The sequence below is a fragment of the Burkholderia sp. WTPI3 genome, assembly GCF_021483755.1.
In the GTDB taxonomy this organism is placed as follows: Bacteria; Pseudomonadota; Gammaproteobacteria; order Burkholderiales; family Burkholderiaceae; genus Burkholderia.
In genome coordinates this window covers 168,712-194,009 of record NZ_JAGIXF010000005.1, presented here as the reverse complement: position 1 = coordinate 194,009, position 25,298 = coordinate 168,712, and the positions used below count along the sequence as shown (strand labels likewise).

Below are 25,298 nucleotides of genomic sequence, written 5' to 3'. Positions count from 1 at the left end.
AGCAGCAGGCGCTCGGCTTCCTTGCGATAGTTCTGGAACGTGGTGGGCGTATCGACGAAGCGCGCGAGCCACGCGCGCACCGCGTCGAGATCGTTGGTCGCCGCGATCTGCGGATGCGCGCTCGTCGAGCGGTTCGTGCCCGCGCGTCCGTCGAGCGCGGCCGGCACGGTCAGCGTATCGATGGGCAGCGGCCGCAGCGCGGCGTCGGACGGAACGGGTGAGGTCATGCGAAGCGAGGCGAGGCGTGTCGCCCGCCCATGGCCGGGCGGGCACGACGAAGCGGTCGAGGTAGCGCCGATGGTAATACACGATCGCCGCACGGTGAAGCCGCCGTCCACCGCGCTCGCCCGGCCGGCGACGAAACGCGCGGCCGGCGAGCACGGTCACCTCACCGTTTCCGCGATGTCGCGCGGTTCGCCGGGCCGCGCCATCGGCGTGGTCTGCATCGGTTATCAGTTGCCTGTCGCCTGCGGCGTTGCAGGGATCGACAGGTCGGGTTGCCCTTCGACGTTGAAACGGACCAGACGGATTCGCAGGCCGCGCGCATCATCCGAGCGACAACACGCTGTTCAGCAATGTCCGCACGAGCGTCGCCTGTCGCGTGACGCCCGTCTTCGAGAAGATGGCTCGCAGATGCGAGCGCGCGGTGTTCTTGCTGATGTCGAGCGCGTCGGCGGCTTCCTCGAGCGTCGACCCGTTGACGAGCGCGAGCGCCAGCGTGGTCTCGGCCGGCGTCAGGTCGAACAGCTTGCGCACGATGTCGTGCGACGCCTGCGACTTGCGCTCCGCATCGCGGATGAAGATCGCGCACGCGGGCCGGCGCGGATTGTCCTCCGACCATTCGCTGAGCGGCACCGTGCGGATCAGCACGCCGAGCGGCGACTTGCCGGACGGGCGCGGCACCGCGATCGCCTGCGCGACCGTCGGCAGGCCGCCCGCGCGCTCGGCGAGCACTTGCCGGATCAGCTTCTGCAGCTTGCGGTCTTCCAGCGGATACGACGCTTCGAGCACACCGGCGCGCACGCGCAGGCCGTCGCATTCGGCGAAGATTTCGTCCGCGACGCAATTGGTCTTCATGATCGCGCCGCGCTCGTCGAGGATCGCGGTCGCGACGAGCATCCGGTCGATCGTGCTCGCGTACAGCGTGCGCTCCGATTCGACCATCCCGAACTTCGCATGCAGCCGCACCGCGCGCTTCAGGTGCGGCAGCAGCGCGTTGCAGACGGCCTTGTCGGTCGTCGAGAACGCATGGCCGTGATGCGAGCGGCATACGCGGAACCGGCATTCGATTCCGTCGGGCGTGCGCAGGTCGGCGCCCATCAGGTAGCCCACGTCGAACGGCTCGAGAAACTCGCGATACATCGCGCTGCCGCGCCACACGCCGACGCCGAGCAGCTCGTCGACGGTGACGACGCGATCGCTCGGCAGGTTCACGAACGGATCGAGCGCGTAATAGTAGTTGTTGTACGACGCGACGCCCGGCAGCGGCGCGCTATGCCCGGACGCATTGATCATCAGCCCCGCGTGACCGCTGGCGGGCCAGCGCAGGATCATCGTCACGTAGTTCGCGTCGAGATGCACGCGAATCTGTTCCAGTGCGTCGCCCCACGGCACGTCTTCCAGCGGGCCTTCGTAGATGTTCGCGAGCAGTGCGTCGAATTGCTCGAGCGTCAGCGTCGATTGGGCAAGGCTCGGGGGAAGGGCCGGGGGCGCCGTGGTCATTCGGGTTGTCTCCTGTTGCAGCCGCCGGGTCGCGGTGCGCCGGGCGTGCTGGTGCGTATGCGTACGTGCGAGTGCGGCCCGATCGCCAGCGGCGGCACGCACCTGCACCGGAATACGGTAGCGCGTCGGCGTACATACGACATCCTGCGAATGAGGGGGACGGCACGCGGCCTGTAAGCTATTTGTGAACTTTCTCGATACGGCGTTCGTCTAATCGCCCCGCCCACGCTTTCACAGGAACATCAGATGAATCGCAAGACCAGAACGCTGCTCGGCGCGGCCGCGATTGCCGGCAGCACGCTGCTCGCCGGCTGCCAGACCGGCGCGACCGCGACGGACGCGCGCGCGGCCCGCCCGGCCGATGGCCGCCCGGTGACGAAAACCGTGTATGTCGCACCGCAGCCGGCGCGCTGCACGGGCGTCGCGCCGATGGACTGCCTGCAGGTGCGCAGCAGCCCGGCCGAGCCGTGGAGCCTGTGGTACGCGGGCATCGAGGGCTTTGCGTACCAGCCCGGCTATCAATATGTGCTGGAAGTCGACGAATACCGCGTTGCGCAGCCGCCGGCCGACGGCTCGTCGATTCGCTGGGTGCTCAAGCGCGTCGTCGAGCGCCGCCAGGTGAGCTGACGGCGCGGCGCGCCCGCTTGCTCGCGGCGCCGCTTACGCCGAAGGGCGCGGCGCGATCGGGCGCGGCGGCGCGGCCGTGTCGATGCGCCGGAACACGACCGACGACAGCAGCGTAACCGAGCCCATGCACGCGAACGACAGCATGAAGCCGTTTGCCATCGAACCCCAATGCGCGGCGAACAGGTTCACGAGCCCGCCGCCGATCGACACGCCGAGCCCCATCGCGAGCATCTGCATCATCGTGAACAGGCTGTTGCCGCTGCCGGCGTCGGCGTGCGACAGCCCCTTGAGCGTCACGGCGTTCATCGCGGCGAACTGCATCGAGTTCGCGGCGCCGAACACGATCAGCAGCACGATCTCCAGCACCGGCGCGGGCCGCGTCGAAATCAGCGCGAACCCGGCGATCGCGCAGCCGACGATCCCCGTATTCACGACCAGAAACGCCGCATAGCCGAAGCGTCTGGCGAGCGGCGCGATCCAGCGCTTCGCGATCACGCCGGCGATCGCGGCCGGCAACATCATCATCCCCGACTGCAGCGGCGTATAGCCGAGCTGTACCTGCATCAGCAGCGGCAGCATGAACGGCACCGCGCTCGTGCCGATCCGGCACAGCAGGTTGCCGAGCAATCCCGAACCGAAGTTCGGCTCGCGGAACAGCCCGAGCCGGAACAGCGGCTGTGCGCGGCGCCGCGCATGGGGCAGGTACGCGAGCGCGCTCGCGACGCCGAGCACGGCCAGCCCGATCGCCCAGCCGGTGCGATGCGTGGGCATCGGCGGATCGGTCGCGAGCGACAGCGCGATCATCGCGACGGACAGCAGCGCGCAGCCGACGAAATCGAACGGCGGCGGCTGCGTCGCCTGATCGTGCGGCAGGTAGCGCTGCACCGCGATGAACCCGACCACGCCGACCGGCACGTTGACGATGAACACCCAGTGCCAGGAAATCGCCTGCGTGAGCCAGCCGCCGAGCGTGGGCCCGACGATCGGCCCGAGCTGCCCGGCAATCGACACGAACGCGATCGCCGCGACGTACCGTTCGCCCGGCACGCGGCGCAGCACGGCGAGCCGGCCGATCGGCAGCAGCATCGAGCCGCCGATGCCCTGAAGGGCGCGCGCGACGACGAGCTGGCCGAGCGTGTGCGATGCGGCGCAGCCGATCGATGCGAGGGAAAACACGAGGATCGCCAGCGAAAACACGCGGCGCGTGCCGAACCGGTCGGCGAGCCAGCCGGACGCCGGCGTGAGCATGGCCATCGTCAGCGTGTAGACGACCACGATCGGCTGCATCGCGAGCGGCGACGCATGCAGGCTTTGCGCGATCGACGGCAGCGCGGTGTTGACGATCGTCGTGTCGAGCGACTGCATGAAGAACGCAGCGGCGACGATCCACAACAGCGCGGAGTGTGAGGGTTCCCGGGACATGACGTAATTCGAGGTGCGGCGACCGTGGCCGGAGGCTGCGCGGCGGGCCCGCGCCGGCGCCCGGCCAGTCTACAAGCGTCCGATGGTACCGATTCCGGTGGTTATCGGGAAGCTGCCTCAAGGCATTGACTGTCATCGGATTTGCCAATGACAATGCATCATGCTCAATCCCGTCTGGCTCAAGACCTTCGCCACCGTCACGAACTGCCGCAGCTTCACCGAAGCGGGGCGGCAGCTCGGGCTCAACCAGTCGAGCGTCAGCGAACACGTCCGCCGTCTCGAAGAGAGCGTGGGGCGGCGGCTGTTCGTGCGCGACACTCATTCGATCGCGATGACGACCGACGGAGAAGCGCTGCTCGTGCATGCGAACGTGATCCTGCAGGCGCTGAACCGCGCGGAGTCGCAGTTCCGCAAGCCGCGGCTGCAAGGGCGCGTGCGGCTCGGCGCGTCGGACGATCTCGCACTGGTCGCGCTGCCCGACGTGCTCGCGGCGTTCCGCGCCGCGCACCCGGACGTCGCGCTGGAGATCACCACCGGCATGACGAGCCGGCTCTACGAGCTGATGGACGCGGGCGCGCTCGACCTGATGGTCGGCAAGCGGCGGCTCGGCGAGCGGCGCGGCACGCCGCTGCTGCGCGCACGGCTCGAATGGGTTGCGCGGCCGGGCACGGTGGTCGACCTGGAGCGGCCGCTGCCGCTCGTGCTGGTGGCCGAGCCGAGCGTCACGCGCGCGGTGGTGCTGAACGCGCTCGCCGAGAAGGGGATCGGCTGGGAAGTCGTGTGTTCGAGCAGCAGCCAGCCGGGCTGCATCGCGGCCGCGCGGGCCGGGCTCGGGCTCACCGCGACGTCGCAGTACCTGTCGGCACGCGGGCTGGCACCGCCCGTCAACGGCGACGGGCTGCCTGCGCTCCCCGACGTCGAATTCATCGCGCTCGCCGCGAAGCGGCTCAGCCAGCCGGCCGGCACGCTGCTCGAGCTGCTGGAAACCAGCGACCTGCGCGCACCGGGCGCGGCCGCGTAATGCGGGTAGGTGTAATGCGTGTCGTGAACGCGATGCCCGTCGATACCTGATGCACGGTATTCGTGCGGCCAGCGTTTCGCCGGCCGGGCCGTGCGCCATGCGCCATGCGTTGCCGCCTCACGCGGCGCGTTTCTGCGAAATCACCAGCAGCGCGCCGTTCTTGTCCTCCAGCACCGCGCGGTATTCGTGCGGCCCCGCCTGCACCGGCACGCGCACCGACGCTCCGGCCTTCACGACCCGCGCCATCGCCGCATAGAGATCGTCGTCCTCGTCCACCCGCAGCGTGAGCGCCGCGCGTTCGACGATCTGCTCGTCGCCGGCCACCAGTGCGATCGTCAGCGGGCCGCCGTCGAGCGCGCAATAGCGGTCGCCGTCGCGGAACTTCACGTTCAGGCCCAGTCCGTCGACGAACAGCGGCAAGGCCGTGTCGATGTCGTCGACCGGATACAGCAGCATCGATACCTTCATTTCCTCTCTCCCTTGTCGTGATGTGTGCGGCGCGCACTGCACCGTCGTTCGATCCTAGCGCGCGGTGCCGGCCGCGACGCAGTCCGATCGGATGACGGTGAAACCCCTCTGTTCCCGCAGGCGCGCCGTTACTCCAAACAGACGATGCCCGTGCGGGCCCGCGCGCGGACACTCCCATTCGTGGACCGTCGCTATTCGTCCGTATCGTGCGGGCGGCTGCACGACCCCGACTCGTCCAACATACATGGAGACGCACGCAATGAAGTTTTCCCTCATCTACGAAGCCCAGACCACCGACGCATCGCGCGAGGGCGACCACCGGGTGTTCAAGGAGACGGTCGAACAGGCGCTGCTGGCCGAGCAGGTCGGCTTCGACACGATCTGGTGCGTGGAGCACACGTCGCTGACCAACTATGCGCACATGAGCGCGCCGGAAACCTTCCTTGCGTACCTGGCCGGCCGCACGACGCGCATCGGGCTCGGTCACGGCGTCGTGTGCCTGCCGCCGGCGATGAACCATCCGATCAAGGTGGCCGAGCGGGTCGCGCTGCTCGACATCCTGTCGGGCGGCCGCGTGCATTTCGGCGTCGGCAAGGGCGGCAGCCAGCAGGAAGCGGGCGCGTTCGGCTACGACCTCAACGAACTGCAGCCGATGATCGACGAGTCGATGTACCTCGTGCCGAAGATGTTCGTGCAGGACGAGATCGAGCACGACGGCAAATACATCAAGATTCCGAAGCGTCCGATTCACCCGAAGCCCATGCAGGATCCGCACCCGCCGATGTACCTCGCGTGCACGAACACCGACGCGCTGCTGCGCGCCGGCCAGCGCGGGATGGGCGCGCTGGTGCTCGGCTTCGGCGGCCCCGATGAAGTCGCGAAGAAGAATGCGGTGTATCGCGAAGCATGGGCGAACCGCAAGCCGGAAGACCAGGTCGGCTTCCGCCCGACCCAGCACCTCGCCGCGCTGTGCCCGACGGTCGTGATGGCCGACGGCCAGAAGGCCCGCAAGATCGGCATCCGCGGCCAGCGCTACTTCATGGAGTCGCTCGCTTACTGGTACACGGGCGGCGAGCGTCCGGATCCGGCGAAGTGGGGCGACGACCTCGTGCAGGCCGACACCGGCGAGATGGTGATCCGTTCGCGCTTCGCGTCCGAGGAAGTCGTCGTGAACTTCGCCGATCCGGCGCTCGCGATGATGAACCCGAACCACGCGTACGGCACGGTCGACGACTGTATCGGCTATGTCGGCCGCTTGCAGGAAGCGGGCGTCGACGAAGTGCTGTTCCTGTGCCAGATGGGTACGGTACCGCACGACGCGCAGATGGAGACCATCCGCAATATCGGCGAGCACGTGATCCCGTTCTTCAACAATGAGAAGGAGCGCGCCTGCGCCTAATGCGGGCCGGACCGCGCCCGTCGTCCCTTCGGACGATGCGGCGCGGCCGCGCGAGGCCGACCATCGGCAGCAGGAACCCACGCTCGCGGCGCCCGCCGCGGCGAACCAGGTGAAAGAAGCCGGGGTGGCGCGGCAGCGCTGAAGTTTGAAGCAAATCGAAGATATAAGGAGACATTCGTGCATCGCGACAACGATTCGAACGCACTGGCCGCCACGCTGATCGCCCGGGCCGAGGCGCTTGCGCCGACGCTCGCCGGCCGCGCCGCGCAAGCCGAAGCGCAGGGCCGCATTCCGGCCGAGACGATCGCCGACATGCAGGCCGCCGGCTTCTTCAAGGTGCTGCAGCCGAAGCGCTACGGCGGCCACGAGCTCGATCCTCAGACCTTCTTCGACATCCAGATGGCGCTCGCGCGCGGCTGCATGTCGACGGCATGGGTGTACGGCGTCGTCGGCGTGCACAATTGGCAGCTCGCGCTGTTCGACGAGCGCGCGCAGCAGGACGTCTGGGGCAAGGACCCGGCGACGCTGATCGCGTCGACCTACATGCCGGTCGGCCGCGTGACCCCGGTCGAAGGTGGTTTCCGCCTGTCCGGCCACTGGAAGTTCTCGAGCGGCAGTGAATTGTGCGAATGGGTGTTCCTGGGCGCGCTGGTGCCGCCGGCCGAAGCCGGCCAGCCGCCCGAGTACCGCACGTTCCTGCTGCCGAAATCCGACTACCGGATCCAGCAGGACTGGGACGTGCTCGGCCTGCGCGCGACGGGTAGCCACGACGTCGTCGTCGACGACGTGTTCGTGCCCGCATACCGCACGCACAAGGCGATCGACGGGATGATGGGCACGAGCCCGGGCCTCGCCGTCAACGATGCGCCGCTGTTCAAGCTGCCGTTCGCGCAGATTTTCGTGCGCGCGGTGTGCACGTCGTGTATCGGCGCGCTGCAAGGCGCGCTCGACGATTTCATCGGCTATGCGGCCACGCGCGTGTCGGCCAACAGCGGCGCGAAGACGACCGACGATCCGGGCGTGCAGAACGCATGCGCGAACGCGGCCGTCGCGATCGACGAGATGAAGGTGCTGCTCAAGCGCAATTTCGCGGAACTGATGGCGTCGGTGACGGGCGGCCCGGCCGTGTCGATCGAGCGCCGCGTGCATTTCCGCTATCAGTCCGCGCAGGTCGCCGAGCGCTGCGCGCAGGCCGCGAACGCGCTGCTTCGCTATGCGGGCGGCAACGGCATCTATCACCGCAATCCGCTGGTGCGCCGTTTCCTCGATCTGCATGCGGCCCGTGCGCACTACGCGAACAACGTGGACCGTTTCGGCCAGAACCTCGGCGCCGTGATGCTCGGCCGCGAGAACACGGACTACTTCATCTGACGAGGCGGCAATGAACGACACGCAAGCGCAGCAATACGTGTTCGACGTCGTGGTCGTCGGCTCCGGCGCGGGCGCGCTGCTCGCGGCGTGCCGCGCGGCCGACCGCGGGCTGTCCGTCGTCGTGATCGAGAAGACCCCGCTGTACGGCGGCACGTCGGCGGTGTCGGGCGGCGGCATCTGGATACCGTGCAACCACCATATCGCCGAACTCGGCGCGACCGATACGCGCGAGGCCGCGCGCCGCTATCTCGACGCATGCACGGCCGGCGCGTCGCCGCGCGACAGGATCGATGCGTATCTCGACCAGGCGCCCGAGATGCTGCGCTACCTGGAAGCGAAGACGCCGGTGCGCTACCAGGCGCTACCGAAGTACGCGGATTATTTCCAGAAGCTGCCGGGGGCGATGCCCGGCTATCGCGCGCTCGATCCGCGGCCGTTCGACGGCGCGCTGCTCGGCGACGAGCTCGACCGGCTGCGGCCGCCGTCGCCCGGCACGCTGATCGGCGGCCGCGTCGCGGTGACGTCGAAGGAGGCGCATACGCTGTTCTCGCGCGGGCCGGGCTTCATGAAGCTCGCGATCGCGCAGTTCGGCCGCTACTGGCTCGACGTCGGCGTGCGCCGCCGCACGCGGCGCGACCGGCGCCTGACGCTCGGCAACGCGCTGATCGGAGGGCTGCGCCGCGCGCTGCTCGAGCGCAATGTGCCGGTGTGGCTCGACACGCCGATGCGCGACCTGCTCGACGTCGACGGCCGCGTGACGGGCGTGCGCGCACAGCGCTTCGGCCAGCCGGTGACGATCGCGGCGCGCCGCGGCGTGATCCTCGGCGCGGGCGGCTTCGAGCGCAACCAGCCGATGCGCGAACGCTACCTGCCGCAACCGACGCAGATGCAGTGGAGCGCGACGCCACCGGCCAACACCGGCGACGCGATCGCCGAAGGCCACCGCCTCGGCGGCGCGCTCGCGCTGATGGAGCACGTGTGGGGCGCGCCGACGGTCGGCGTCGCGGGCGAGGAGAAGCAGCGCGCGCTGTTCGTCGAACGCAACCTGCCGGGCTGCGTGATCGTCAACGGCCTCGGCAAGCGCTTCGTCAACGAAGCCGCGCCGTACTCGGAATTCGTGCCGGCAATGTATCGCGACCATGCGCGCACCGGCGCATGCGTGCCGGCGTGGATGGTGTTCGACGCGCGCTTTCGCCGCAAGTATCCGTGCGGGCCGATCATGCCGGCGTCGATGATGCCCGACGCACGCATTCCGGACGCCTTCCGCGACGTGCTCGTGAAGGCCGACACGATCGACGCGCTCGCCGAGCGGATCGGCGTCGATGCGGCGGGGCTGCACGACACGCTGCGCGACATGGCGCGCTATGCGGCCACTGGTATCGACGAAGCGTTCGGCAAGGGCGACAACCTGTTCGATACGTACTACGGCGATCCGAAAAACCAGCCGAATCCGTGCCTCGGGCAGGTCGACGAAGCGCCGTTCTACGCGGTGCGGATCGACGCGGGCGACATCGGCACGAAAGGCGGGCTGGTCACCGACGCGCATGCGCGCGTGCTGCGCGCCGACGGTGTGCCGATCGACGGTCTCTACGCGATCGGCAACACCAGTGCATCGGTGATGGGCGCGAGCTACCCCGGCGCGGGCTCGACACTCGGTCCGGCGATGACCTTCGGGTTCATCGCCGCCGACCACCTGGCCGCGCAAGCGGCCGACGCCGGCGGCCGGACAGCCCGGCCGTCCACGACTGAACTTGACGGAGTCCAATGATGAGCGATCTCACTACCCATCCGCTGCGCACCGACATGCTGCTCGCGATGCGCCGCCTCGCGCGCTCCGTCACGGTCATCAGCAGCGCGCACGCCGGCCGGCGCTACTCGATGTCCGCGACGGCGGTCGATTCGCTGTCGACCGATCCGCCATCGCTGCTGATCTGCATCAACCGCAACGCGTCGTTGTATCCGCCGCTCGACGCGGGCGCGCCGTTCTGCGTGAACGTGCTGTCGGCGCGTCATGAAGGCATCGCGATCGACTGCAGCGGCCGCCTGAAGGGCGAGGCGCGCTTCACGACCGGCGACTGGCACACGTCGCCGCTCGGCGTCCCGTATCTGCACGACTCGCAGGCGAGCCTCGTATGCGAGCAGGACGGCCGGTTCGAATACGGCACGCATACGGTGTTCATCGGCCGGATCCGCGAGGTGCTGATGACCGGCGACGTCGATCCGCTCGTCTATCTCGACGGCGCGTACACGACGCCCGGCGCGCCCGCGAGCCGCGTGGCCGCGTGACGGCGGCGCGTGTTTTACCGCACCGGAAAGAGGCTACCCATGACATGCACCATGAACCGCGGCATCGAGAACGATGCGGACACAACGATCGTGCGCGAGCTCGCGCAATTGATCGGCGGCGCGGCAGCGTATGTGCTGAACGCATTCGCGTGCATCGCGCCGGCGCTCGCGTCGAACCCGCAGCAGGTCGCCGCGCGCGAAGCGGGCCGGCACGATGCCGGCGTGGCATGAGGAACCGGCGATGAGCGATACCTCGATCGATTCCCGTTTCCACCGGCTGACCGTTGCCGACGTGATTGCCGAAAGCGACGACGCGTGCTCGTTCGTGTTCGACGTGCCTGCCGCGTTGCGCGACGCGTTCGCGTACCGGCCCGGCCAGTTCCTCACGCTGAACGTGCCGTGCGCGGAGGCGACCGTCGCACGCTGTTACTCGCTGTCGAGCGCGCCGGGCATCGACGCCGCGCCGAAGATCACCGTCAAGCGCGTGCGCGACGGCCGTGCGTCGAACTGGCTGTGCGACCACATCCGTGCGGGCGATGCGCTCGACGTGCTGCCGCCGGCCGGCGTTTTCACGCCGCGCACGCTCGACGGCGACCTGCTGCTGTTCGCGGGCGGCAGCGGCATCACGCCAGTGCTGTCGATCCTGAAATCGGCGCTCGTGCACGGGCGCGGGATGCTGACGCTGATCTATGCGAACCGCGACGAACGCTCGGTGATTTTCCGCGACGAGCTGCAGCAGCTCGCGCATCGCCATCCGGGCCGGCTGCGCGTGATCCACTGGCTCGACAGCGTGCAGGGCGTGCCGCAGCAGCGGCATCTCGAGGAACTCGCGCGGCCGTTCAGCCGGCAGGAGACGTTCATCTGCGGACCCGCGCTGTTCATGGAGAACGCGCTTGCCGCGATGCTCGGCCTCGGGCTGCCGCGGGCGCGCGTGCATGTCGAGCGCTTCGCGTCGTTGCCCGATGCGCCGGCGCAGGCCGATGCCGCCGCGACGGCCGCCGAAGCCGGCGACGGCGCGGCGATCGAGACGGTGCTCGACGGTGACGCGTTCACGTTCGACAGCGCGCCCGGCGAAACGCTGCTCGACGCGATGTTGCGCGCCGGCGTGCCCGCACCGAATTCCTGCCGGATGGGGCAATGCGGTGCGTGCATGTGCCGGATCGAGCGCGGCGAGGTGGCGCTCGACAGCAACCACGTGCTCGACGACGACGAGATCGCGGCCGGCTGGACGCTTGCCTGTTGCGCACGGCCCGCGAGCGACGCGCTGCGCGTGGTGTTCCCCGATTGAGCCGCGGCACGCCGACGGCGTGCCCGGCAACCCTGTTGCGATCCTTACGACGATGGACAACGAAATTCTTACGACGCCCGCGCTGATCGCACGGGCTGCCGCGCGCCACGGCGCGCATCCGGCGATCGAATCGGCGCACGGCCGGCTCACCTATGCGGAGCTCGATGCCGCCCGCCTCGAAGCGGCGCGAGCGCTGCTCGCGAGCGGCATCGATGCCGGCGACCGGATCGCGGTGTGGGCTCCGAACCTGCCGGAATGGATCGTCGCGGCGCTGGCGATTCATACCGTCGGCGCGATCCTCGTGCCGGTCAACACGCGGATGAAGGGGATGGAGGTCGGCGGCATCCTGCACGACGGCGGCGCGCGACTGCTGTTCTGCTGTGGCACCTTCCTCGGCGAATCCTATCCGGCGATGCTCGCGCCGCACCGGCCCGCGACGCTCGAGCGCGTCGTCGTGTTCGACGGCGAGCCGCCGTCCGGCACGCACGACGAGACCTGGAACGCATTCCTCGCGCGCGGCGCGGCGGTATCGATCGACGCGGTGCGCGAGCGCGAGGCGCAGGTGACGCCCGACACCGTGATGGACCTGATGTTCACGTCCGGCACGACCGGCCGCCCGAAAGGCGTGATGACCGCGCACGGGCAGAACCTGCGTGCCGCACAGGCGTGGGCGAAGATCGCCGGCGTACGCCACGACGACCGCTATCTGATCGTCAACCCGTTCTTCCATACGTTCGGCTACAAGGCCGGCTGGCTCGCCGCGCTGTCGAGCGGCGCGACCGTGCTGCCGCATCTGGTGTTCGAGCCGGCCGAGGTGTTGCGGCGAGTGGCCGACGAGCGCGTATCCGTGCTGCCCGGGCCGCCGACGCTGTACTACGCGCTGCTCGATGCGCCCGATCGTGCGACGCGCGACCTGTCGTCGCTGCGCATTGCGGTGACGGGCGCGGCCGCGATCGCGCCGAGCCTGATCGAGCGGATGCGCGTGGAGCTTGGCTTCGAGACGGTGCTGACCGGCTACGGGCTCACCGAATCGTGCGGCTTCGCGACGCTGTGCCGTCATGGCGACGATGCGGCGACGGTTGCCTATACGTCGGGCCGGCCGATGCCGGACGTCGAACTGCGCATCGCCGGGCCCGGTGGCACCGTGCTCGGGCCGGACGAGACCGGCGAGATCTGGGTGCGCGGCTACAACGTGATGCGCGGCTACTTCAACCAGCCCGACGCGACGCGCGAAACCGTCGACGCGGACGGCTGGTTGCACACCGGCGACCTCGGCTGCGTGGACGCGAACGGCAACCTGAAGATCACCGACCGGATCAAGGACATGTTCATCGTCGGCGGCTTCAACTGCTATCCGGCCGAGATCGAGCGGCTGCTCGCCGCGCATCCCGCGATCGCGCAGGTCGCGCTGGTCGGCGTGCCCGATACGCGGCTCGGGGAGGTCGGCCATGCGTACGTCGTGCTGCGTCCGGGCGCGCATGCCGACGCGGACCAGCTGAACGACTGGGCGCGCCGCAACATGGCGAACTACAAGGTGCCGCGGCACTTCACGTTCGTCGAACAACTGCCGACGAGCGCGGCAGGGAAGGTGCTGAAGTACCGGCTGCGGGCGACTACCGAAGCGGCGGCCTGAACGACGCCGCGACACATCGACGGGTGAACGCATGAACGACAACGGATTTCCGCAGGGCGCGGTGCTGGTGTTCGGCGGCAGCGGCGGGATCGGGCAGGGCGTCGCGCTCGAGTTCGCGCGCGCCGGCGTGCCGGTCGCGCTCGGCTATCGCAGCAAGGGGGATGTCGCCGAGCGCGTCGCGCGCGACATTCGCGGCGAAGGCGTCGCGGTCAGCACGCATCGTGCGGACGTGACCGACCCCGCGCAGGTCGATGCGGCGCTTGCCGCCGCAATCGAAGTGCATCGCCGTGTGCACACGGTCGTGTGGGCAGCCGGCCCGTTCGTGAACCAGCGCCATATCGGCGACATGACACACGACGACTGGCGCCGTGCGATCGAGGTCGAGACGGTCGGCTTCTTCAATGCGGCGAAGGCGGCGCTGCCGCATCTGCGCGCATCGGGCGGCGGGTCGTTCGTCACGCTCGGCTCGGCCGGCCATCTGCGCTGGCCCGATCGCGACGGGCTGTCGGTCGCGCCGAAGGCCGCGAACGAGGCGCTCGTGAAAGGGCTTGCGCGTGAGGAGGGCCGCTATGAGATTCGCGCGAACTCGATCCTGGTCGGCGTGATCGAGGCCGGGATGTTTCCGGTGTTGATGGCACAGGGGCAGTTCGACCAGGCGTGGATCGACGAGACGCAGAAGATGCTCGCGCTCAAGCGCTGGGGGAAGGCGCACGACATCGGGCGCGCGGCGGTGTTTCTCGCGTCGGACCGCGCGAATTACGTCACCGGGCAGCAGTTGAATGTCTCCGGTGGCTACGGGCTATAGCCCGTCGGGCTGGGTTTCGACCGATGGTTGACATCGTGACATCATGACGTCATGATGTCTTGCATGAACTCCGATTTCGGCAATGCGCCGCTTTATACGCAGGTCGAGGCCACGCTGGCCTCGGAAATCTCGGCCGGCACGCTGGCGCCGGGTAGCCAGCTTCCGCCCGAGGAGCGGCTGATCGAGCGGTTCGGCGTCAGCCGCACGACCGTGCGCAAGGCGATCGAAAACCTCGTCGCGCGCGGTTTCGTCGAAATTCGGCGCGGCAAGGGCACGTTCGTCGCCGAGCCGAAGATCACGCAGGAATTGACCGAACTGACCGGCTTCGTCGAGGACATGCACGCGCTCGGCCGCACGCCGAGCGCGCGGCTCGTCGATCGGCAAATCGTCGAAGCCGATGCCGCCGTCGCGCGGCAGCTCGCGTTGCCGCCCGGCACCGACGTGATGCGGATCCGGCGCGTGCGCCTGGCCGACGGCGTCGCCGTCTCGTTCGACGAAACTTATCTGCCGCGCGAACTCGGCGAGAAGATCGTCGCGCACGATCTGGAAGCCGAGCCGATTTTCTCGTTGCTCGAGGAGCGCTACGACGTGCCGCTCGTCGACGCCGAATACCGGCTCGAAGCCGTCGCCGCACCGGCGGACGTCGCGCAGGCGCTGTCGGTCGCGCCCGGCAGTCCCGTCTTCCTGATCGAACGGACGTCTCACACGCACGCGCACCGGCCGGTCGACTTCGAGAAGCTCTATTACCGCGGCGACCTCATCCGTTTCGTCACGCGGCTGAGCCGCCGCGCGGGCGAGCGTTCGTAAGGGCGCACGGTCATGCAAGCGTTGTGGTTGTGCGTCGCGGCGTTCGGCGCAAGCGCGCTCGGCGGCGTGCTCGGGATGGCGAGCGGCATCTTCGTCGTGCCGTTGCTCACGCTGCTGTTCGGCGTCGATATCCAGACCGCGATCGGCGCGAGCATCGTGTCGGTGATCGCGTGCTCTTGCAGCGGCGCCGCGTCGTTCCTGTCGGGGCGACTGATCAACGTCCGGCTCGCCGTCGTGCTCGAAACCGCGACGACGCTCGGCGCGCTCACCGGCGTGCTGCTGGTCGGCCGCGTGCCGGCATCGTTCCTGTATGGGTTGTTCGCGATCATTCTCGTGGTCTCCGCGAAGCAGATGCTGGCGCGGCGGCACGATGCGGTCGTCGACGGGCCGCCCGATGCCGCTAGCTGGGCCAGTGCGCTGCGCCTGCATGCGAGCTTTCCCGATCCGGTGTCCGGCCGCGAGATCGACTACCAGGTCGGGCGCGTGCCGTTCGGCATGGCGCTGATGTACGGCGCGGGGCTGATTTCCGCGTTGCTCGGGATCGGTTCCGGCGTGCTGAAGATTCCCGCGATGGATACGGCGCTGCGGCTGCCGATCAAGGTGTCGTCGGCCACGTCGAATTTCATGATCGGCGTGACGGCCGCTGCGAGCGCGGGCGCCTATTTCACGCGTGGCGACATCGATATTCGTCTGGCCGGGCCGATTGCGCTCGGCTCGGTGATCGGCGCGATCGTCGGCGCGCGGATGCTGATCCGTCTGCCGGCCGACAAGCTGCGCGTCTTTTTCGTCGTCGTGCTGTTGCTGCTGGCGGTAGAGATGTTCCTGAGCGCGCTCGGCGTTCACGCACCGGGAGGCGCGGCATGACGCGTATCGTCGATGGCGTCGAGCGTCGCGATCGGGCCGTTGCCATGCTGCTGCGGTACGGCACGATGTGCGCGTGCATGCTGATTGCGGCCGGGATGCTGCTCGGTGCGGGGTGGCCGGTTGCGGATGCCGGCATGCTCGGCCGGGACGGCCATGCGCTCGCGAAAGCCGGCGTCGCGTTGTTCATTCTGCTGCCGGTGACGCGCGTCGCGTTGTTGATGGGGATTTTTCTGCGCGAGCGCGACTGGATCAGCCAGTGCTGTCGATGCTGATGCTAGCGATCACATCGCGGGTGGGGTGGTGGTCGGGGTGCGGGGTGGTGGCCCCGGTGCGCGAGAGTCAAATCGCCGCGCGAGTTGCCACGCCGGTCTGCCTGGAATCGACGTGGCGATCCGCGACAGCTTTCCCGCATTCTAAAAGAAGTGCGATGCGCTTCACGATATTCCCGCGAGTCGATTGGTCTTGTTCACTCGTTTCCGACGGTCTGCCCGAATCTCAAACGCTCGCTGTTTCGATTGCGATCGAGCGGCAAACCAGCCCGTTTCCGGAATCGGCTTTATCTCGGCTTAGGCGTTATATTTACTTGGCTCCGCGGAGACGATCGCCGATGAACTGCCGCTTGCGAGCATACGCTCTCTCAAGTGCATCGGGTGCTCGGGATCACTCCGGTTGGCGTCGAGATCCGATGGCTTGCCCTCCGTATTCTCCCTGATCCGCACGAAGCAATCACACATCGCGCCCGCGCGCGACCCTGCGCGACGTCACGTTGATGAAACGTTTCGCCAGATGCATGTCATCTCACCCGCCCGCACCGCGCCGCGATGCAGACATGTCGTCAACCTCGCATGGTTGCCTGGCGTGCGTTGCGGCGTTCGCTGCGGGATGTCCCCAGTCACGTGTGCGGCGACGAAGCGCCGCAAAAACGATGCGCGTCTGAAACATTTCCTCCAATTCGATTACGCATACGAGCAGACGTTTGGCGCAGAGGGCCGCCCCGCACGTGTTTGCGCCGTGTGGCACAGGCATTGCGATGAGGTCGGTGCCGCTCGTACCACCCGCGACTGGCCAGAAGAACGTATCGCGGGAGCGGCACGCAACGACATCGAAACTACGGGGATCGGATCGGGCCGCGGGTTGACGCCCGTCGCGTCGGACGCGTGATGCGTCGTATCGGCGACACGAAGGGCAGTGTGCGTTCGATTCGTCAAACAGCAAGCTTGCTTGCGAGGTGTCGTGCCGGGGAACGCGTCACGCGTGGCGGCCGAGGACCGCACGCGGCTGGGCGGCGCGCCCGGCGCGAGTCGGGGAGACGCTCGTGAAAATGACAGTGAACCAGTGGGCAGCGCTGACGGTATTGTTCGCGGCCAGCGCACACGCACAGGAAATCTATCTGCAGGGCGGCACGCAAGGGGTTGGGGTCGGCGCGGCCGTGAGTTTCAACTCGATGCTGGGCGCGCACGCGGATTTCAATGCGATTACCCTGTCGCGTGACTTTTCGGTGGCCGGCAATCGCTATCAGGACGACCTCAAGCTGCGGCAAGGCGGACTGTACGCGGATATCTTCCCGTGGCGCGGCAGCGGCTTTCGCGCGACGCTCGGATTGCGCTTCAACAACGACGAAATCACCGGCGTATCGGTGCCGACCGACGGCACCTACGTGTTCGCCGGCAAGACGTATCCGGCACTGCCCGGCATGTACGCGGTCGCGCAGGCGCGCTATCCGGACGTGATGCCGTATTTCGGGATCGGCTACGGGCACCGGCCGGCATCGAAAGGGTTCGGGTTCGTCGCCGACCTGGGCGTCGCTTACGGGATCCCGCGATGTTCGTACACGCTGTCGCCGGCGCTCGCTGCCGCGGCCGGCCCGCAGAAGAGCCAGATCCTGGTCGCCAGCGGTCTCGACGACCTGAACCAGATGATGTCGCGCTACCGGTGGTATCCGGTGCTGCAGATCGGGATCTCGTACCGGTTCTGAGTCGCACGTATTGTTACAGCGTAGCCGTGCGACGGTCAGGTGCGGGTTCGGCCGTCGGACGTGCCGCGCGGGTAGGGTTGCGCTTCGCGATGAACGGATGCTCGATGTAGCGGTAGGTCAGCAGCGAGCAGAAGACGGCGATCAGCGCGCACGCCAGAGCAAGCGCCCAGATGCTCGCGTCGTTGGCGGAATCGATCTGGAATACGAACTTGTCGAACGCGTGAATGATCATGTAGACGATCACCATGTGGATGCTGAAGCTGGCGGTGCCGAGCGGCGCAAGCGGGCGGGTTTTGAGCACGCCGTAGAACCTGTTTCCGCCCGCGACGCGGAGGAACACCGGCAGCAGCGGCAGCGCGCCCACGATTGAATCGCGTTCGGCTGGGTACGGCGACACGGCGAGGATCAGCAGCGTGACCGTGGCCGCCGATTTCGTGCCGAACAGCGCGGCCCGCGGCGTTCGATCGCCGGTCTTGTGTTCCGGTGGTATCAAACGGTCGAGACGGCTGCGGACCGATGTGCAACGTGATGTTTCAGCGCGAAAGGCGTCACCTATACTTCACCGGAGCAAAACCGCGGGGTGGCTGATGGAGACGACGCGTGGATCGGGCGATCGTGCAGTCGATGAGCGACGCGTCGGCACATACGCGGCCGCGGCGCTGGCGCTGCAGATCATTGCCGTCGTCGTGTGGGTCTTCCGCTATTACCGGTTGCACGACCGGTCCGCTCCGATGGTCGGGTCGGATTTCGCGGTCTTCTGGGCCGCGGCGCGCGTTGCGCTCGAGCACGGCCCGACGGCGATCTTCTCGCCACAGTGGATTCAGCCGATCGAGGCAGCGCTGCGGCCATCCGGCGAGTTCGCACCGTGGCCTTATCCGCCGACCTTCCTGCTCGTGGTGATCCCGTTCGGCCTTGTATCGTTCGCACGCGCGATCGTGGTGTTCGGCGTACTGTCGATCGCCTGCTACGCGGCGGTCGTCGCGTGCCTGGCGCGTCCGCTCGATGCGCAGCGGCGGCTGGCCATTGCCGCCTTCCCCGGCCTGATCGGCGCCGCCCTCACGATGCAGAACGCGTTCCTGACCGTCGCGGCGGCCGGCGCGGCGCTGCTGCTCCGTTCGCGGCCGATCGTGGCAGGCGCGTGCATTGCGCTGCTGACGATGAAGCCGCAATACGGCGTGCTGTTCCCGCTCGCGCTGATCTGCGGCCGGCACTGGAAAGCGCTGGTGTCGGCCGGCATGTTCAGCGTCGCGTTCGTCGCGGCTTCCGTGGCTGCATTCGGGGCGGATGCGTGGCGCGCGTTTATCGCGTTCCTGCCGACCTTCAATCGCGGCGTGGTCGAGTATGGCGAGACGTTCTGGCGCGGCATGCCGTCGCTGTTCGCGATGGTGCGGGCCGCGGGTGCGCCGCTGCCGCTCGCGTACGGCGTGCACGCGAGCGTTGCCGTGATGGCGGTCGCAGCCCTCGCGTATGTGTGGATTCGCGGCGCGCGCTTCGAACTGCGCGCGGCGGCGCTCGCCGCGGCGACGTTGCTCGTCCAGCCGTACTACATGTACTACGACCTGTTGTGGCTGGTGTTGCCGGTCGTCTTCCTGCTGCTCGACTGCCGGAACGTCGGGCCGGACCGGCTCGATATCGCCGTCATCGCACTCGCGTGGATCACGCCGGCCCAGGCGTTCATCGCGGTGATCACCGGCACGATGTGGCCGGTTGCGTCCGTGATCCTGGTCGCGGTGCTGGTGGTGATCGTGCGGCGGGCGGCAGGTTCGATGCCCGCCGGCGTCGGGTGCGCTGCGGCAAGCCGTTGATTTCTTGGCGCCGGTTGCGAGCGGGCCGCGACGAGCCGCACCGGGCAACGATCAGGGCTGTGCTCCGCGCCGGACGTTATGCACGTGTCTCGGCCGCCCGTCGGTGAATGGCCATTCGGCCGTCTTTTTTGTTGCGCGGATCCCGCTTGCCTTGTGTCACAGCAGTTCGACGCGTCGGGCCGGTGTCGGCAGGTGGGCGGATTCATGCCGTCCGCCACCACCGGCCCACGCCGATCTCCGTCTTCTTTCCAGTCGCGACGATGATAGCAATGCTTACAATTCACCGTCGAAACGCTATCATTGATAGCCATCTGGATGGAGGGACCCATGGCAAATCTTCTGGTGCGTAACGTGGATGACAGTATCGTTCAGAGCCTGCGCGAGCAGGCCGCAGCCAACGGCAGGAGCGCCGAGGCCGAACATCGGGCCATTCTGGCCGATGCGCTCGGCCGGCCGAAGCGACGGACATTCGCGCAGGTGCTGATGAGCATGCCGGACGTCGGCGAAGACGCGGATTTCCAACGTGTTCAGGATTCCGGCGAGGTCAGGCGTGTTTTTGATTGATACGAACGTCATCAGCGAAATCAGAAAGGGCAAGCGAACCAACCGCGGCGTGCGCGCATTCTTCAGGCAGGCCGAGTCCGACGCGCGTCCGCTTTACCTGTCCATCGTCACGGTGGCCGAGCTTCGGCGCGGCGTCGATCTGATCCGCCACCGCGGCGATCACCAGCAGGCGTCGGCGTTCGAGGCCTGGATGGCGACGATCCTGTCGGGCTATGCGTCGAACATCCTGTCGGTCGATATCGAGACCAGCCAGATGTGGGGCCATCTGCGTGTGCCCGATCCGACCCACGAACTCGACAAGCTGATCGCGGCCACCGCGCTGATCAACGATCTCACGGTCGTCACGCGCAATGTCGACGATTTCTCCCGCACCGGCGTCCGGCTGCTGAACCCTTTCGACTGATCCGGGTTGCCGCGGTGCGGCAAGCTCCCGCCGCCTTTCGCCTTCTTCGTCGCGCATCGCCCGTTTTGCCGGGCTTTCCCGCGCACCGGCACCCCCCGATTCCCCTTCGCCTCTCGTCCCAACAGACGATGTGACGCCATCCCCAAGCGGCCAGAATCCTTTCACGAACAACGGATTCTGAACCTGGAGGAGGCCGACATGATCGATGTCCGTGCACTCGGCTACGTCGTCGTCGAGGCGACCCGCGTCGACGCGTGGCGCCGCTACGCCGAAGACGTGCTGGGCATGCAGGCGCTCGACGCGCCCGACGGCGCGCTGTACCTGAAGATGGACGAGCGCGATTTCCGCTATGTGATCGTCCCCGGCGCGACCGACCGCTATTTCGCGTCGGGCTGGGAATTGCCCGACGGCGCCGCGTTCGACGCCGCGCTGGCTGCGCTGCAGCAGGCGGGCGTCGAAGCGGTGCGCGCCACGCGCGACGAAGACGCGCTGCGCCGCGTGCAGGCGATGGCATGGTGCACCGACCCGTCGGGCAACCGGCACGAACTGTACTGGGGCCCGTGCTGCGATTTCCGCCGCTTCGTGTCGCCGCTGGGTGTCGCGCGTTTCGTCACCGGCGACATGGGCCTGGGCCACGCGGTACTGCCGGCGCCGCAGTTCGATGCGACCGACGCGTTCGTGCGCGGCGTGCTGGGCTTCGAGCTGTCCGACATCTACCGCGTGAAGTTCACGCCCGATCCCGCCGAACCCGAAAAGCGCATCCACTTCATGCACTGCCGCAACGCGCGCCATCACAGCCTCGCGCTGTTCGAGATGGCCGTGCCGTCGGGCTGCGTGCACGTGATGGCCGAAGTCGACTCGATGGACGAAGTCGGCCGCGCGCTCGATCGGGTCGCCGCGCACGACGTGAAGCTGTCGGCGACGCTCGGCCGGCATTGCAACGACCAGATGATCTCGTTCTACATGAAGACCCCCGGCGGCTTCGATCTCGAATACGGCTTCGGCGGCCTCACGGTCGACTGGTCGAAGCACGCCGTGTTCGAGGCCACCAAGGTGAGCCAGTGGGGCCACGACTTCAGCATCGGATACCGGTAAGCCAGCACGATGACGATGAAACCTCTTGACAAGACGATGTCCGCGCGCGACGTGGTCGCGCAACTCGCCGACGGCATGACGATCGGCATCGGTGGGTGGGGGCCGCGGCGCAAGCCGATGGCATTGGTGCGCGAGATCGCGCGCTCGAACCTGAAAGACCTGACGATCGTGGCGTACGGCGGCGCCGACATCGGCCTGCTGTGCGCTGCCGGCAAGGTCCGCAAGGCGGTGTTCGGCTTCGTGTCGCTCGACGTGATCCCGCTCGAACCGCATTTCCGCCGGGCCCGCGAACAGGGCCGCGTCGACGTGCTGGAACTCGACGAAGGGATGCTGCAGCTCGGCCTGCGCGCGGCTGCCGCACGCCTGCCGTTCCTGCCGACGCGCGCCGGGCTCGGCACCGCGCTGCTCGATCACGCACCGCAATTGCGCACGGTGCAATCGCCGTACGACGACGGCGAAACGCTGCTCGCGATGCCGGCGATCGAACTCGACGTCGCGTTGCTGCATGTGAACGCGGCCGACCGGATGGGCAACACGCGCATCGACGGCCCCGATCCGTTCTTCGACGCGTGGATGGCACGCGCGGCGAAGCGCTGCTACGTGTCCGCGGAAACGGTCGACGCGTCGCTCGCGAGCGACGACCTCGACGCCGCGCGCCGCAACCCGTTCGAGCGCTCGCTCGTCACGGGCGTGGTGCATGCGCCGGGCGGCGCGCACCCGACCTCGTGCGGGCCGGCTTACGGCTGGGACCTGCCGCACCTGCGCGCGTACTGCGCGAGCGCGGAGGACGACGCGAAGACGGCGGCGTACCTGCGCGACGTGGTCGGCCAGGACGAACGCCAGTACCTCGAAGGCGTCGGCGGGCTGTCGCACGTGACGACGCTGCCGTTGCCGATTCTGTAAAGGAGCGCCTGTGAGCGAATCTCTCGACCATTCCCTCGCGGAACTGATGATCGTCGCGTCAGCGCGACTCTGGCGCGACGACGGCGAAGTGCTGGCGACCGGCATCGGCACGGGCCCGCGGCTCGCGGCCGGCCTCGCGCGGCTTGCCTACAACAACGGACTGATGCTGACCGACGGCGAAGCGTATCTCGTCGAGGAGCCGATCCCGCTCGGGCCGCGTCCGGACGGCTATCGCGTGAAGGCGAGCGGCTGGATGACCTACGAGCGGGTGTTCGACTGCCTGTGGCACGGCCGCCGCCATGCACTCGTGATGCCGACGCAGATCGACCGCTTCGGCCAGGCGAACATCTCGTGGCTCGGCGACGACTACGCCCGCCCGAAAACCCAGTTGCTCGGCGCGCGCGGCTTTCCCGGCAATTCGACGAACCACGCGAACTCGTTCTTCGTCAGCGGCCACGGCAAGCGCACGTTCGTCGAAGGCGAAGTCGACATGGTGTGCACCGTCGGCTACAACCCGGCGCGCCGGCTGCCTGGCATGAAGACCTTCGTCGACCTGCGCAGCATCGTCACCGATCTGTGCGTGATGGATTTCGGCGGGCCTGACCACGCGATCCGCGTGCGCTCGCTGCATCCGGGCGTGAGCTTCGACGAGGTGCAGGACGCGACCGGCTTTCCGCTGCTCGCGCATCCGGAACTCGACACGACGGCCGCTCCGGGCGCGCAAGACCTGCGCATCGTGCGTGCGCTCGACCCTCACAACCTGCGCGCGACGATCGTGCGCAACAACCCGGCGCCGCGCCGCGGATGAGGTCCGACATGGAAGCGACCCAGATGACGTTCGGCGACGGTGTCGTCGACTACGCGGTCGAGGGCGGCATCGCGACGATCACGATGAACCGCCCCGAGTATCACAACGCGCAGAACTCGAAGATGACGTATGCGCTCGACGCTGCGTTCCGGCGCGCGGCGCACGACGACGGGGTGAAGGCGATCGTGCTCGCGGGGGCCGGCAAGCATTTCTCGGCGGGCCACGACATCGGCACGCCGGGCCGCGACATCCACGAGTCGTTCGATCGCGCGTCGCTGTGGTACGACCACGTCGACAAGGAAGGCGGAGAATTCCTCTATGCGCGCGAGCAGGAGGTGTACCTCGGGATGTGCCGGCGCTGGCGCGACCTGCCGAAACCGACGATCGCGATGGTGCAAGGCGCATGCATCGCGGGCGGGTTGATGCTCGCGTGGGTGTGTGACCTGATCGTCGCGTCGGAGGATGCGTTCTTCGCGGATCCGGTCGTGCGAATGGGGATTCCGGGCGTCGAGTATTTCGCGCATGCGTACGAGCTGAACCCGCGCATCGCGAAGGAATTCCTGTTCCTCGGCGAGCGGATGCCGGCCGAGCGCGCGTACCAGATGGGGATGGTCAACCGCGTGGTGCCGAGCGAGCGGCTGCGCGACGCGACCTACGCGATCGCCGCGAAGATCGCGACGATGCCGCGCCTCGGCCTCACGCTGACCAAGCAGGCGTTGAACCACGTCGAGGAGCTGCAGGGCAAGCGCGCGGCGATGGACGCGGCATTCGCCTGGCATCACTTCGCGCATGCACACAACGAACTCGTGAGCGGCGACCGCCTCGGCGGGTACGACGCACGCAAGATGGCCAGCTCGCAGCGCAAGGCCGGCGACGAAGATCAGGGCGAAGCCGCACCGGCCGCCGTCAACGGAGCCGCAGCATGAGCACGACGCTTCACAGCCCGCTGCATACGCCGCTGTGCGACCTGCTCGGCTGCCGCTACCCGATCGTGCAGACCGCGATGGGCTGGGTGGCAGACGCGCGGCTCGTCGCGGCGACCGCGAACGCGGGCGGCTTCGGCTTCCTCGCCGGAGCGACGCTCGAACCCGAGCAGGTCGAGGCCGAGATCCTGAAGGTGAAGTCGCTGACGGACCAGCCGTTCGGCATCAATTTCCACATGTTCCAGAAGAACGCCGCGCAGGTGGTCGATCTCGCGATCAAGCACCGGCTGCGCGCGGTCAGCTACGGCCGCGGGCCGGACGCGAAGACGATCCGCCGCTTCAAGGACGCCGGCATCGTCTGCATGCCGACCGTCGGCGCGCCGAAGCATGCGGCGAAGGCGGTCGAGCTCGGCGCGGACATCGTGACGGTGCAGGGCGCGGAAGGCGGCGGCCATACGGGCTCGGTGCCGACCACGCTGCTGCTGCCGAAGGTACTCGACGCGGTACCGGTGCCGGTGGTCGCGGCCGGTGGCTTCTTCGACGGGCGCGGGCTGGCTGCCGCGCTGGCCTACGGCGCAGCCGGCATCGCGATGGGCACGCGTTTCCTGATGAGCGCCGAATCGCCGGTGCCGCGCGAGACGCTCGAACGCTACGTCGCGGTCGGCGACCCGGCGCGGATCCGCGTGTCGGACGCGCTCGACGGGCTGCCGCAACGGATGATCGACAACCCGTATCTGCTGAAGCTCGAACGCTTCGGCCCGCTGCGCCGCACGTGGTTCGCGCTGAAGACGGCCGAAGCGTGGCGCCGCCAGAACGGGCTGGGCACGACGGACATGCTGGGCCTCGCGATCAAGGCGCTGCGCTCGCACGACTACACGGCGAGCCAGACGCTGATGGCCGCGAACGCACCGTTCCTGATCCAGCGCGCGATCGTCGAGGGGCGTCCGGACGAGGGCGTGCTGCCGAGCGGCCAGGCTGCCGCGATGATCGGCGCAATCGAATCGTGCGACGCGCTGATCGCGCGGATCGTCGCGGAAGCCGGCGAGCGGCTCGATGCGCTGGCCGCATTGCGCGGCGCGGCAGCGGCGCAGGCTGCGTAAAAAACATCA

At 68.2% G+C, this 25,298-nt stretch carries 25 protein-coding genes and 2 pseudogenes; 22 read left to right on the top strand and 5 right to left on the bottom strand.

Going from position 1 to position 25,298, the window contains the following annotated elements; all coding sequences use genetic code 11:
• Positions 1-299: pseudogene (locus J7024_RS05100) on the bottom strand (tyrosine-type recombinase/integrase); the annotation flags it as partial.
• A 247-nt stretch (positions 300-546) separates the two neighbouring features.
• Positions 547-1,722, bottom strand: coding sequence for a helix-turn-helix transcriptional regulator (locus J7024_RS05095; protein WP_175750460.1), 1,176 nt, complete (start codon positions 1,720-1,722; stop codon positions 547-549).
• 246 nt (positions 1,723-1,968) lie between these two features.
• On the opposite strand from J7024_RS05095, the gene J7024_RS05090 reads away from it, so the two are divergent.
• Positions 1,969-2,349 (top strand): DUF4377 domain-containing protein, encoded by a 381-nt coding sequence (locus J7024_RS05090; RefSeq protein ID WP_124825279.1) that lies wholly within the window; start codon positions 1,969-1,971, stop codon positions 2,347-2,349.
• Between the two features lie 33 nt (positions 2,350-2,382).
• Here J7024_RS05090 and J7024_RS05085 read toward each other — a convergent pair whose 3' ends face one another.
• Positions 2,383-3,771 carry a DHA2 family efflux MFS transporter permease subunit gene (locus tag J7024_RS05085; RefSeq protein WP_124825278.1) on the bottom strand — a complete coding sequence of 463 codons (1,389 nt, stop codon included), beginning with the start codon at positions 3,769-3,771 and terminating at the stop codon, positions 2,383-2,385.
• Positions 3,772-3,931: 160 nt separating this feature from the next.
• Here J7024_RS05085 and J7024_RS05080 point away from each other — a divergent pair, with 160 nt between their 5' ends.
• Entirely contained in the window at positions 3,932-4,792 is an 861-nt protein-coding gene (locus J7024_RS05080) for a LysR family transcriptional regulator (protein WP_124825277.1), read from the top strand.
• A gap of 117 nt (positions 4,793-4,909) precedes the next feature.
• Here the strand turns inward: J7024_RS05080 and J7024_RS05075 are convergent, their stop codons facing one another.
• Positions 4,910-5,260: a VOC family protein gene (locus tag J7024_RS05075; protein ID WP_011355015.1), complete on the bottom strand. Its 351-nt coding sequence runs from the start codon at positions 5,258-5,260 to the stop codon at positions 4,910-4,912.
• Positions 5,261-5,519: 259 nt separating this feature from the next.
• On the opposite strand from J7024_RS05075, the gene J7024_RS05070 reads away from it, so the two are divergent.
• The 12 genes from J7024_RS05070 (at position 5,520) to J7024_RS05015 (ending at position 17,688) form a co-directional block, all read left to right on the top strand.
• Positions 5,520-6,659: an LLM class flavin-dependent oxidoreductase gene (locus J7024_RS05070; RefSeq protein ID WP_124825276.1), complete on the top strand. Its 1,140-nt coding sequence runs from the start codon at positions 5,520-5,522 to the stop codon at positions 6,657-6,659.
• A 177-nt stretch (positions 6,660-6,836) separates the two neighbouring features.
• A complete protein-coding gene (locus J7024_RS05065; protein WP_234744837.1) occupies positions 6,837-8,030 on the top strand; it encodes an acyl-CoA dehydrogenase family protein in 1,194 nt (397 codons plus the stop codon).
• A 10-nt stretch (positions 8,031-8,040) separates the two neighbouring features.
• The gene (locus J7024_RS05060; RefSeq protein ID WP_234744836.1) at positions 8,041-9,798 is read left to right on the top strand and encodes an FAD-dependent oxidoreductase; all 1,758 of its coding nucleotides are present in this window, start codon (positions 8,041-8,043) and stop codon (positions 9,796-9,798) included.
• Positions 9,798-10,316 (top strand): flavin reductase family protein, encoded by a 519-nt coding sequence (locus J7024_RS05055; protein ID WP_124825273.1) that lies wholly within the window; start codon positions 9,798-9,800, stop codon positions 10,314-10,316. The genes J7024_RS05060 and J7024_RS05055 overlap by 1 nt, the downstream gene beginning before the upstream one ends.
• A gap of 51 nt (positions 10,317-10,367) precedes the next feature.
• Positions 10,368-10,547 carry a hypothetical protein gene (locus J7024_RS05050; protein WP_234744835.1) on the top strand — a complete coding sequence of 60 codons (180 nt, stop codon included), beginning with the start codon at positions 10,368-10,370 and terminating at the stop codon, positions 10,545-10,547.
• Between the two features lie 10 nt (positions 10,548-10,557).
• Positions 10,558-11,604 (top strand): ferredoxin--NADP reductase, encoded by a 1,047-nt coding sequence (locus J7024_RS05045; protein ID WP_175760001.1) that lies wholly within the window; start codon positions 10,558-10,560, stop codon positions 11,602-11,604.
• Between the two features lie 52 nt (positions 11,605-11,656).
• Positions 11,657-13,237 (top strand): FadD3 family acyl-CoA ligase, encoded by a 1,581-nt coding sequence (locus J7024_RS05040; RefSeq protein ID WP_124825270.1) that lies wholly within the window; start codon positions 11,657-11,659, stop codon positions 13,235-13,237.
• 31 nt (positions 13,238-13,268) lie between these two features.
• Positions 13,269-14,042 carry an SDR family NAD(P)-dependent oxidoreductase gene (locus tag J7024_RS05035; RefSeq protein WP_124825269.1) on the top strand — a complete coding sequence of 258 codons (774 nt, stop codon included), beginning with the start codon at positions 13,269-13,271 and terminating at the stop codon, positions 14,040-14,042.
• A 63-nt stretch (positions 14,043-14,105) separates the two neighbouring features.
• The gene (locus J7024_RS05030) at positions 14,106-14,849 is read left to right on the top strand and encodes a GntR family transcriptional regulator (protein WP_124825268.1); all 744 of its coding nucleotides are present in this window, start codon (positions 14,106-14,108) and stop codon (positions 14,847-14,849) included.
• Positions 14,850-14,861: 12 nt separating this feature from the next.
• Complete coding sequence (locus J7024_RS05025; RefSeq protein WP_124825267.1) at positions 14,862-15,713, top strand: sulfite exporter TauE/SafE family protein; 852 nt, start codon at positions 14,862-14,864, stop codon at positions 15,711-15,713.
• Complete coding sequence (locus tag J7024_RS05020; protein ID WP_234744834.1) at positions 15,710-15,985, top strand: DUF1634 domain-containing protein; 276 nt, start codon at positions 15,710-15,712, stop codon at positions 15,983-15,985. The genes J7024_RS05025 and J7024_RS05020 overlap by 4 nt, the downstream gene beginning before the upstream one ends.
• Positions 15,986-17,034: 1,049 nt before the next feature.
• Positions 17,035-17,688, top strand: coding sequence for a hypothetical protein (locus tag J7024_RS05015; protein WP_124825633.1), 654 nt, complete (start codon positions 17,035-17,037; stop codon positions 17,686-17,688).
• 13 nt (positions 17,689-17,701) lie between these two features.
• Here J7024_RS05015 and J7024_RS05010 read toward each other — a convergent pair.
• Positions 17,702-18,136, bottom strand: a pseudogene (locus tag J7024_RS05010) (acyltransferase family protein); the annotation flags it as partial.
• Positions 18,137-18,275: 139 nt separating this feature from the next.
• Here J7024_RS05010 and J7024_RS05005 point away from each other — a divergent pair.
• From J7024_RS05005 to J7024_RS04970, 8 genes are all read left to right on the top strand, one after another.
• On the top strand, positions 18,276-19,493 hold the full coding sequence (locus J7024_RS05005) for a glycosyltransferase family 87 protein (protein WP_234744833.1): 1,218 nt from the start codon (positions 18,276-18,278) through the stop codon (positions 19,491-19,493).
• 327 nt (positions 19,494-19,820) lie between these two features.
• The gene (locus tag J7024_RS05000; protein WP_014899176.1) at positions 19,821-20,057 is read left to right on the top strand and encodes a FitA-like ribbon-helix-helix domain-containing protein; all 237 of its coding nucleotides are present in this window, start codon (positions 19,821-19,823) and stop codon (positions 20,055-20,057) included.
• Positions 20,044-20,460, top strand: coding sequence for a type II toxin-antitoxin system VapC family toxin (locus J7024_RS04995; RefSeq protein ID WP_175750468.1), 417 nt, complete (start codon positions 20,044-20,046; stop codon positions 20,458-20,460). Before J7024_RS05000 ends, J7024_RS04995 begins: the two co-directional genes overlap by 14 nt.
• A 198-nt stretch (positions 20,461-20,658) precedes the next feature.
• Positions 20,659-21,555, top strand: coding sequence for a VOC family protein (locus J7024_RS04990; RefSeq protein WP_234744832.1), 897 nt, complete (start codon positions 20,659-20,661; stop codon positions 21,553-21,555).
• Positions 21,556-21,564: 9 nt separating this feature from the next.
• Positions 21,565-22,458, top strand: a complete 894-nt coding sequence (locus tag J7024_RS04985; RefSeq protein ID WP_124825262.1) for a CoA transferase subunit A — start codon at positions 21,565-21,567, stop codon at positions 22,456-22,458.
• Positions 22,459-22,468: 10 nt separating this feature from the next.
• Complete coding sequence (locus J7024_RS04980; protein WP_124825261.1) at positions 22,469-23,266, top strand: CoA-transferase subunit beta; 798 nt, start codon at positions 22,469-22,471, stop codon at positions 23,264-23,266.
• An 8-nt stretch (positions 23,267-23,274) separates the two neighbouring features.
• A complete protein-coding gene (locus J7024_RS04975; protein ID WP_124825260.1) occupies positions 23,275-24,192 on the top strand; it encodes an enoyl-CoA hydratase in 918 nt (305 codons plus the stop codon).
• Positions 24,189-25,289, top strand: a complete 1,101-nt coding sequence (locus J7024_RS04970) for an NAD(P)H-dependent flavin oxidoreductase (RefSeq protein ID WP_124825259.1) — start codon at positions 24,189-24,191, stop codon at positions 25,287-25,289. Before J7024_RS04975 ends, J7024_RS04970 begins: the two co-directional genes overlap by 4 nt.
• Positions 25,290-25,298: the final 9 nt, after the last annotated feature.

Bases quoted from the DNA above. Each gene is read 5' to 3' on its own strand.
- J7024_RS05000 (WP_014899176.1), top strand. From the start codon at position 19,821: ATGGCAAATCTTCTGGTGCGTAACGTGGATGACAGTATCGTTCAGAGC.
- J7024_RS05080 (WP_124825277.1), top strand. From the start codon at position 3,932: ATGCTCAATCCCGTCTGGCTCAAGACCTTCGCCACCGTCACGAACTGC.
- J7024_RS05030 (WP_124825268.1), top strand. From the start codon at position 14,106: ATGAACTCCGATTTCGGCAATGCGCCGCTTTATACGCAGGTCGAGGCC.
- J7024_RS05095 (WP_175750460.1), bottom strand. From the start codon at position 1,722: ATGACCACGGCGCCCCCGGCCCTTCCCCCGAGCCTTGCCCAATCGACG.
- J7024_RS05085 (WP_124825278.1), bottom strand. From the start codon at position 3,771: ATGTCCCGGGAACCCTCACACTCCGCGCTGTTGTGGATCGTCGCCGCT.
- J7024_RS05020 (WP_234744834.1), top strand. From the start codon at position 15,710: ATGACGCGTATCGTCGATGGCGTCGAGCGTCGCGATCGGGCCGTTGCC.
- J7024_RS05090 (WP_124825279.1), top strand. From the start codon at position 1,969: ATGAATCGCAAGACCAGAACGCTGCTCGGCGCGGCCGCGATTGCCGGC.
- J7024_RS04975 (WP_124825260.1), top strand. From the start codon at position 23,275: ATGGAAGCGACCCAGATGACGTTCGGCGACGGTGTCGTCGACTACGCG.
- J7024_RS05015 (WP_124825633.1), top strand. From the start codon at position 17,035: ATGACAGTGAACCAGTGGGCAGCGCTGACGGTATTGTTCGCGGCCAGC.
- J7024_RS05070 (WP_124825276.1), top strand. From the start codon at position 5,520: ATGAAGTTTTCCCTCATCTACGAAGCCCAGACCACCGACGCATCGCGC.
- J7024_RS05035 (WP_124825269.1), top strand. From the start codon at position 13,269: ATGAACGACAACGGATTTCCGCAGGGCGCGGTGCTGGTGTTCGGCGGC.
- J7024_RS05025 (WP_124825267.1), top strand. From the start codon at position 14,862: ATGCAAGCGTTGTGGTTGTGCGTCGCGGCGTTCGGCGCAAGCGCGCTC.
- J7024_RS04990 (WP_234744832.1), top strand. From the start codon at position 20,659: ATGATCGATGTCCGTGCACTCGGCTACGTCGTCGTCGAGGCGACCCGC.
- J7024_RS05075 (WP_011355015.1), bottom strand. From the start codon at position 5,260: ATGAAGGTATCGATGCTGCTGTATCCGGTCGACGACATCGACACGGCC.
- J7024_RS05005 (WP_234744833.1), top strand. From the start codon at position 18,276: ATGGAGACGACGCGTGGATCGGGCGATCGTGCAGTCGATGAGCGACGC.
- J7024_RS05045 (WP_175760001.1), top strand. From the start codon at position 10,558: ATGAGCGATACCTCGATCGATTCCCGTTTCCACCGGCTGACCGTTGCC.
- J7024_RS05055 (WP_124825273.1), top strand. From the start codon at position 9,798: ATGAGCGATCTCACTACCCATCCGCTGCGCACCGACATGCTGCTCGCG.
- J7024_RS05060 (WP_234744836.1), top strand. From the start codon at position 8,041: ATGAACGACACGCAAGCGCAGCAATACGTGTTCGACGTCGTGGTCGTC.
- J7024_RS04970 (WP_124825259.1), top strand. From the start codon at position 24,189: ATGAGCACGACGCTTCACAGCCCGCTGCATACGCCGCTGTGCGACCTG.
- J7024_RS04985 (WP_124825262.1), top strand. From the start codon at position 21,565: ATGACGATGAAACCTCTTGACAAGACGATGTCCGCGCGCGACGTGGTC.
- J7024_RS05040 (WP_124825270.1), top strand. From the start codon at position 11,657: ATGGACAACGAAATTCTTACGACGCCCGCGCTGATCGCACGGGCTGCC.
- J7024_RS05050 (WP_234744835.1), top strand. From the start codon at position 10,368: ATGAACCGCGGCATCGAGAACGATGCGGACACAACGATCGTGCGCGAG.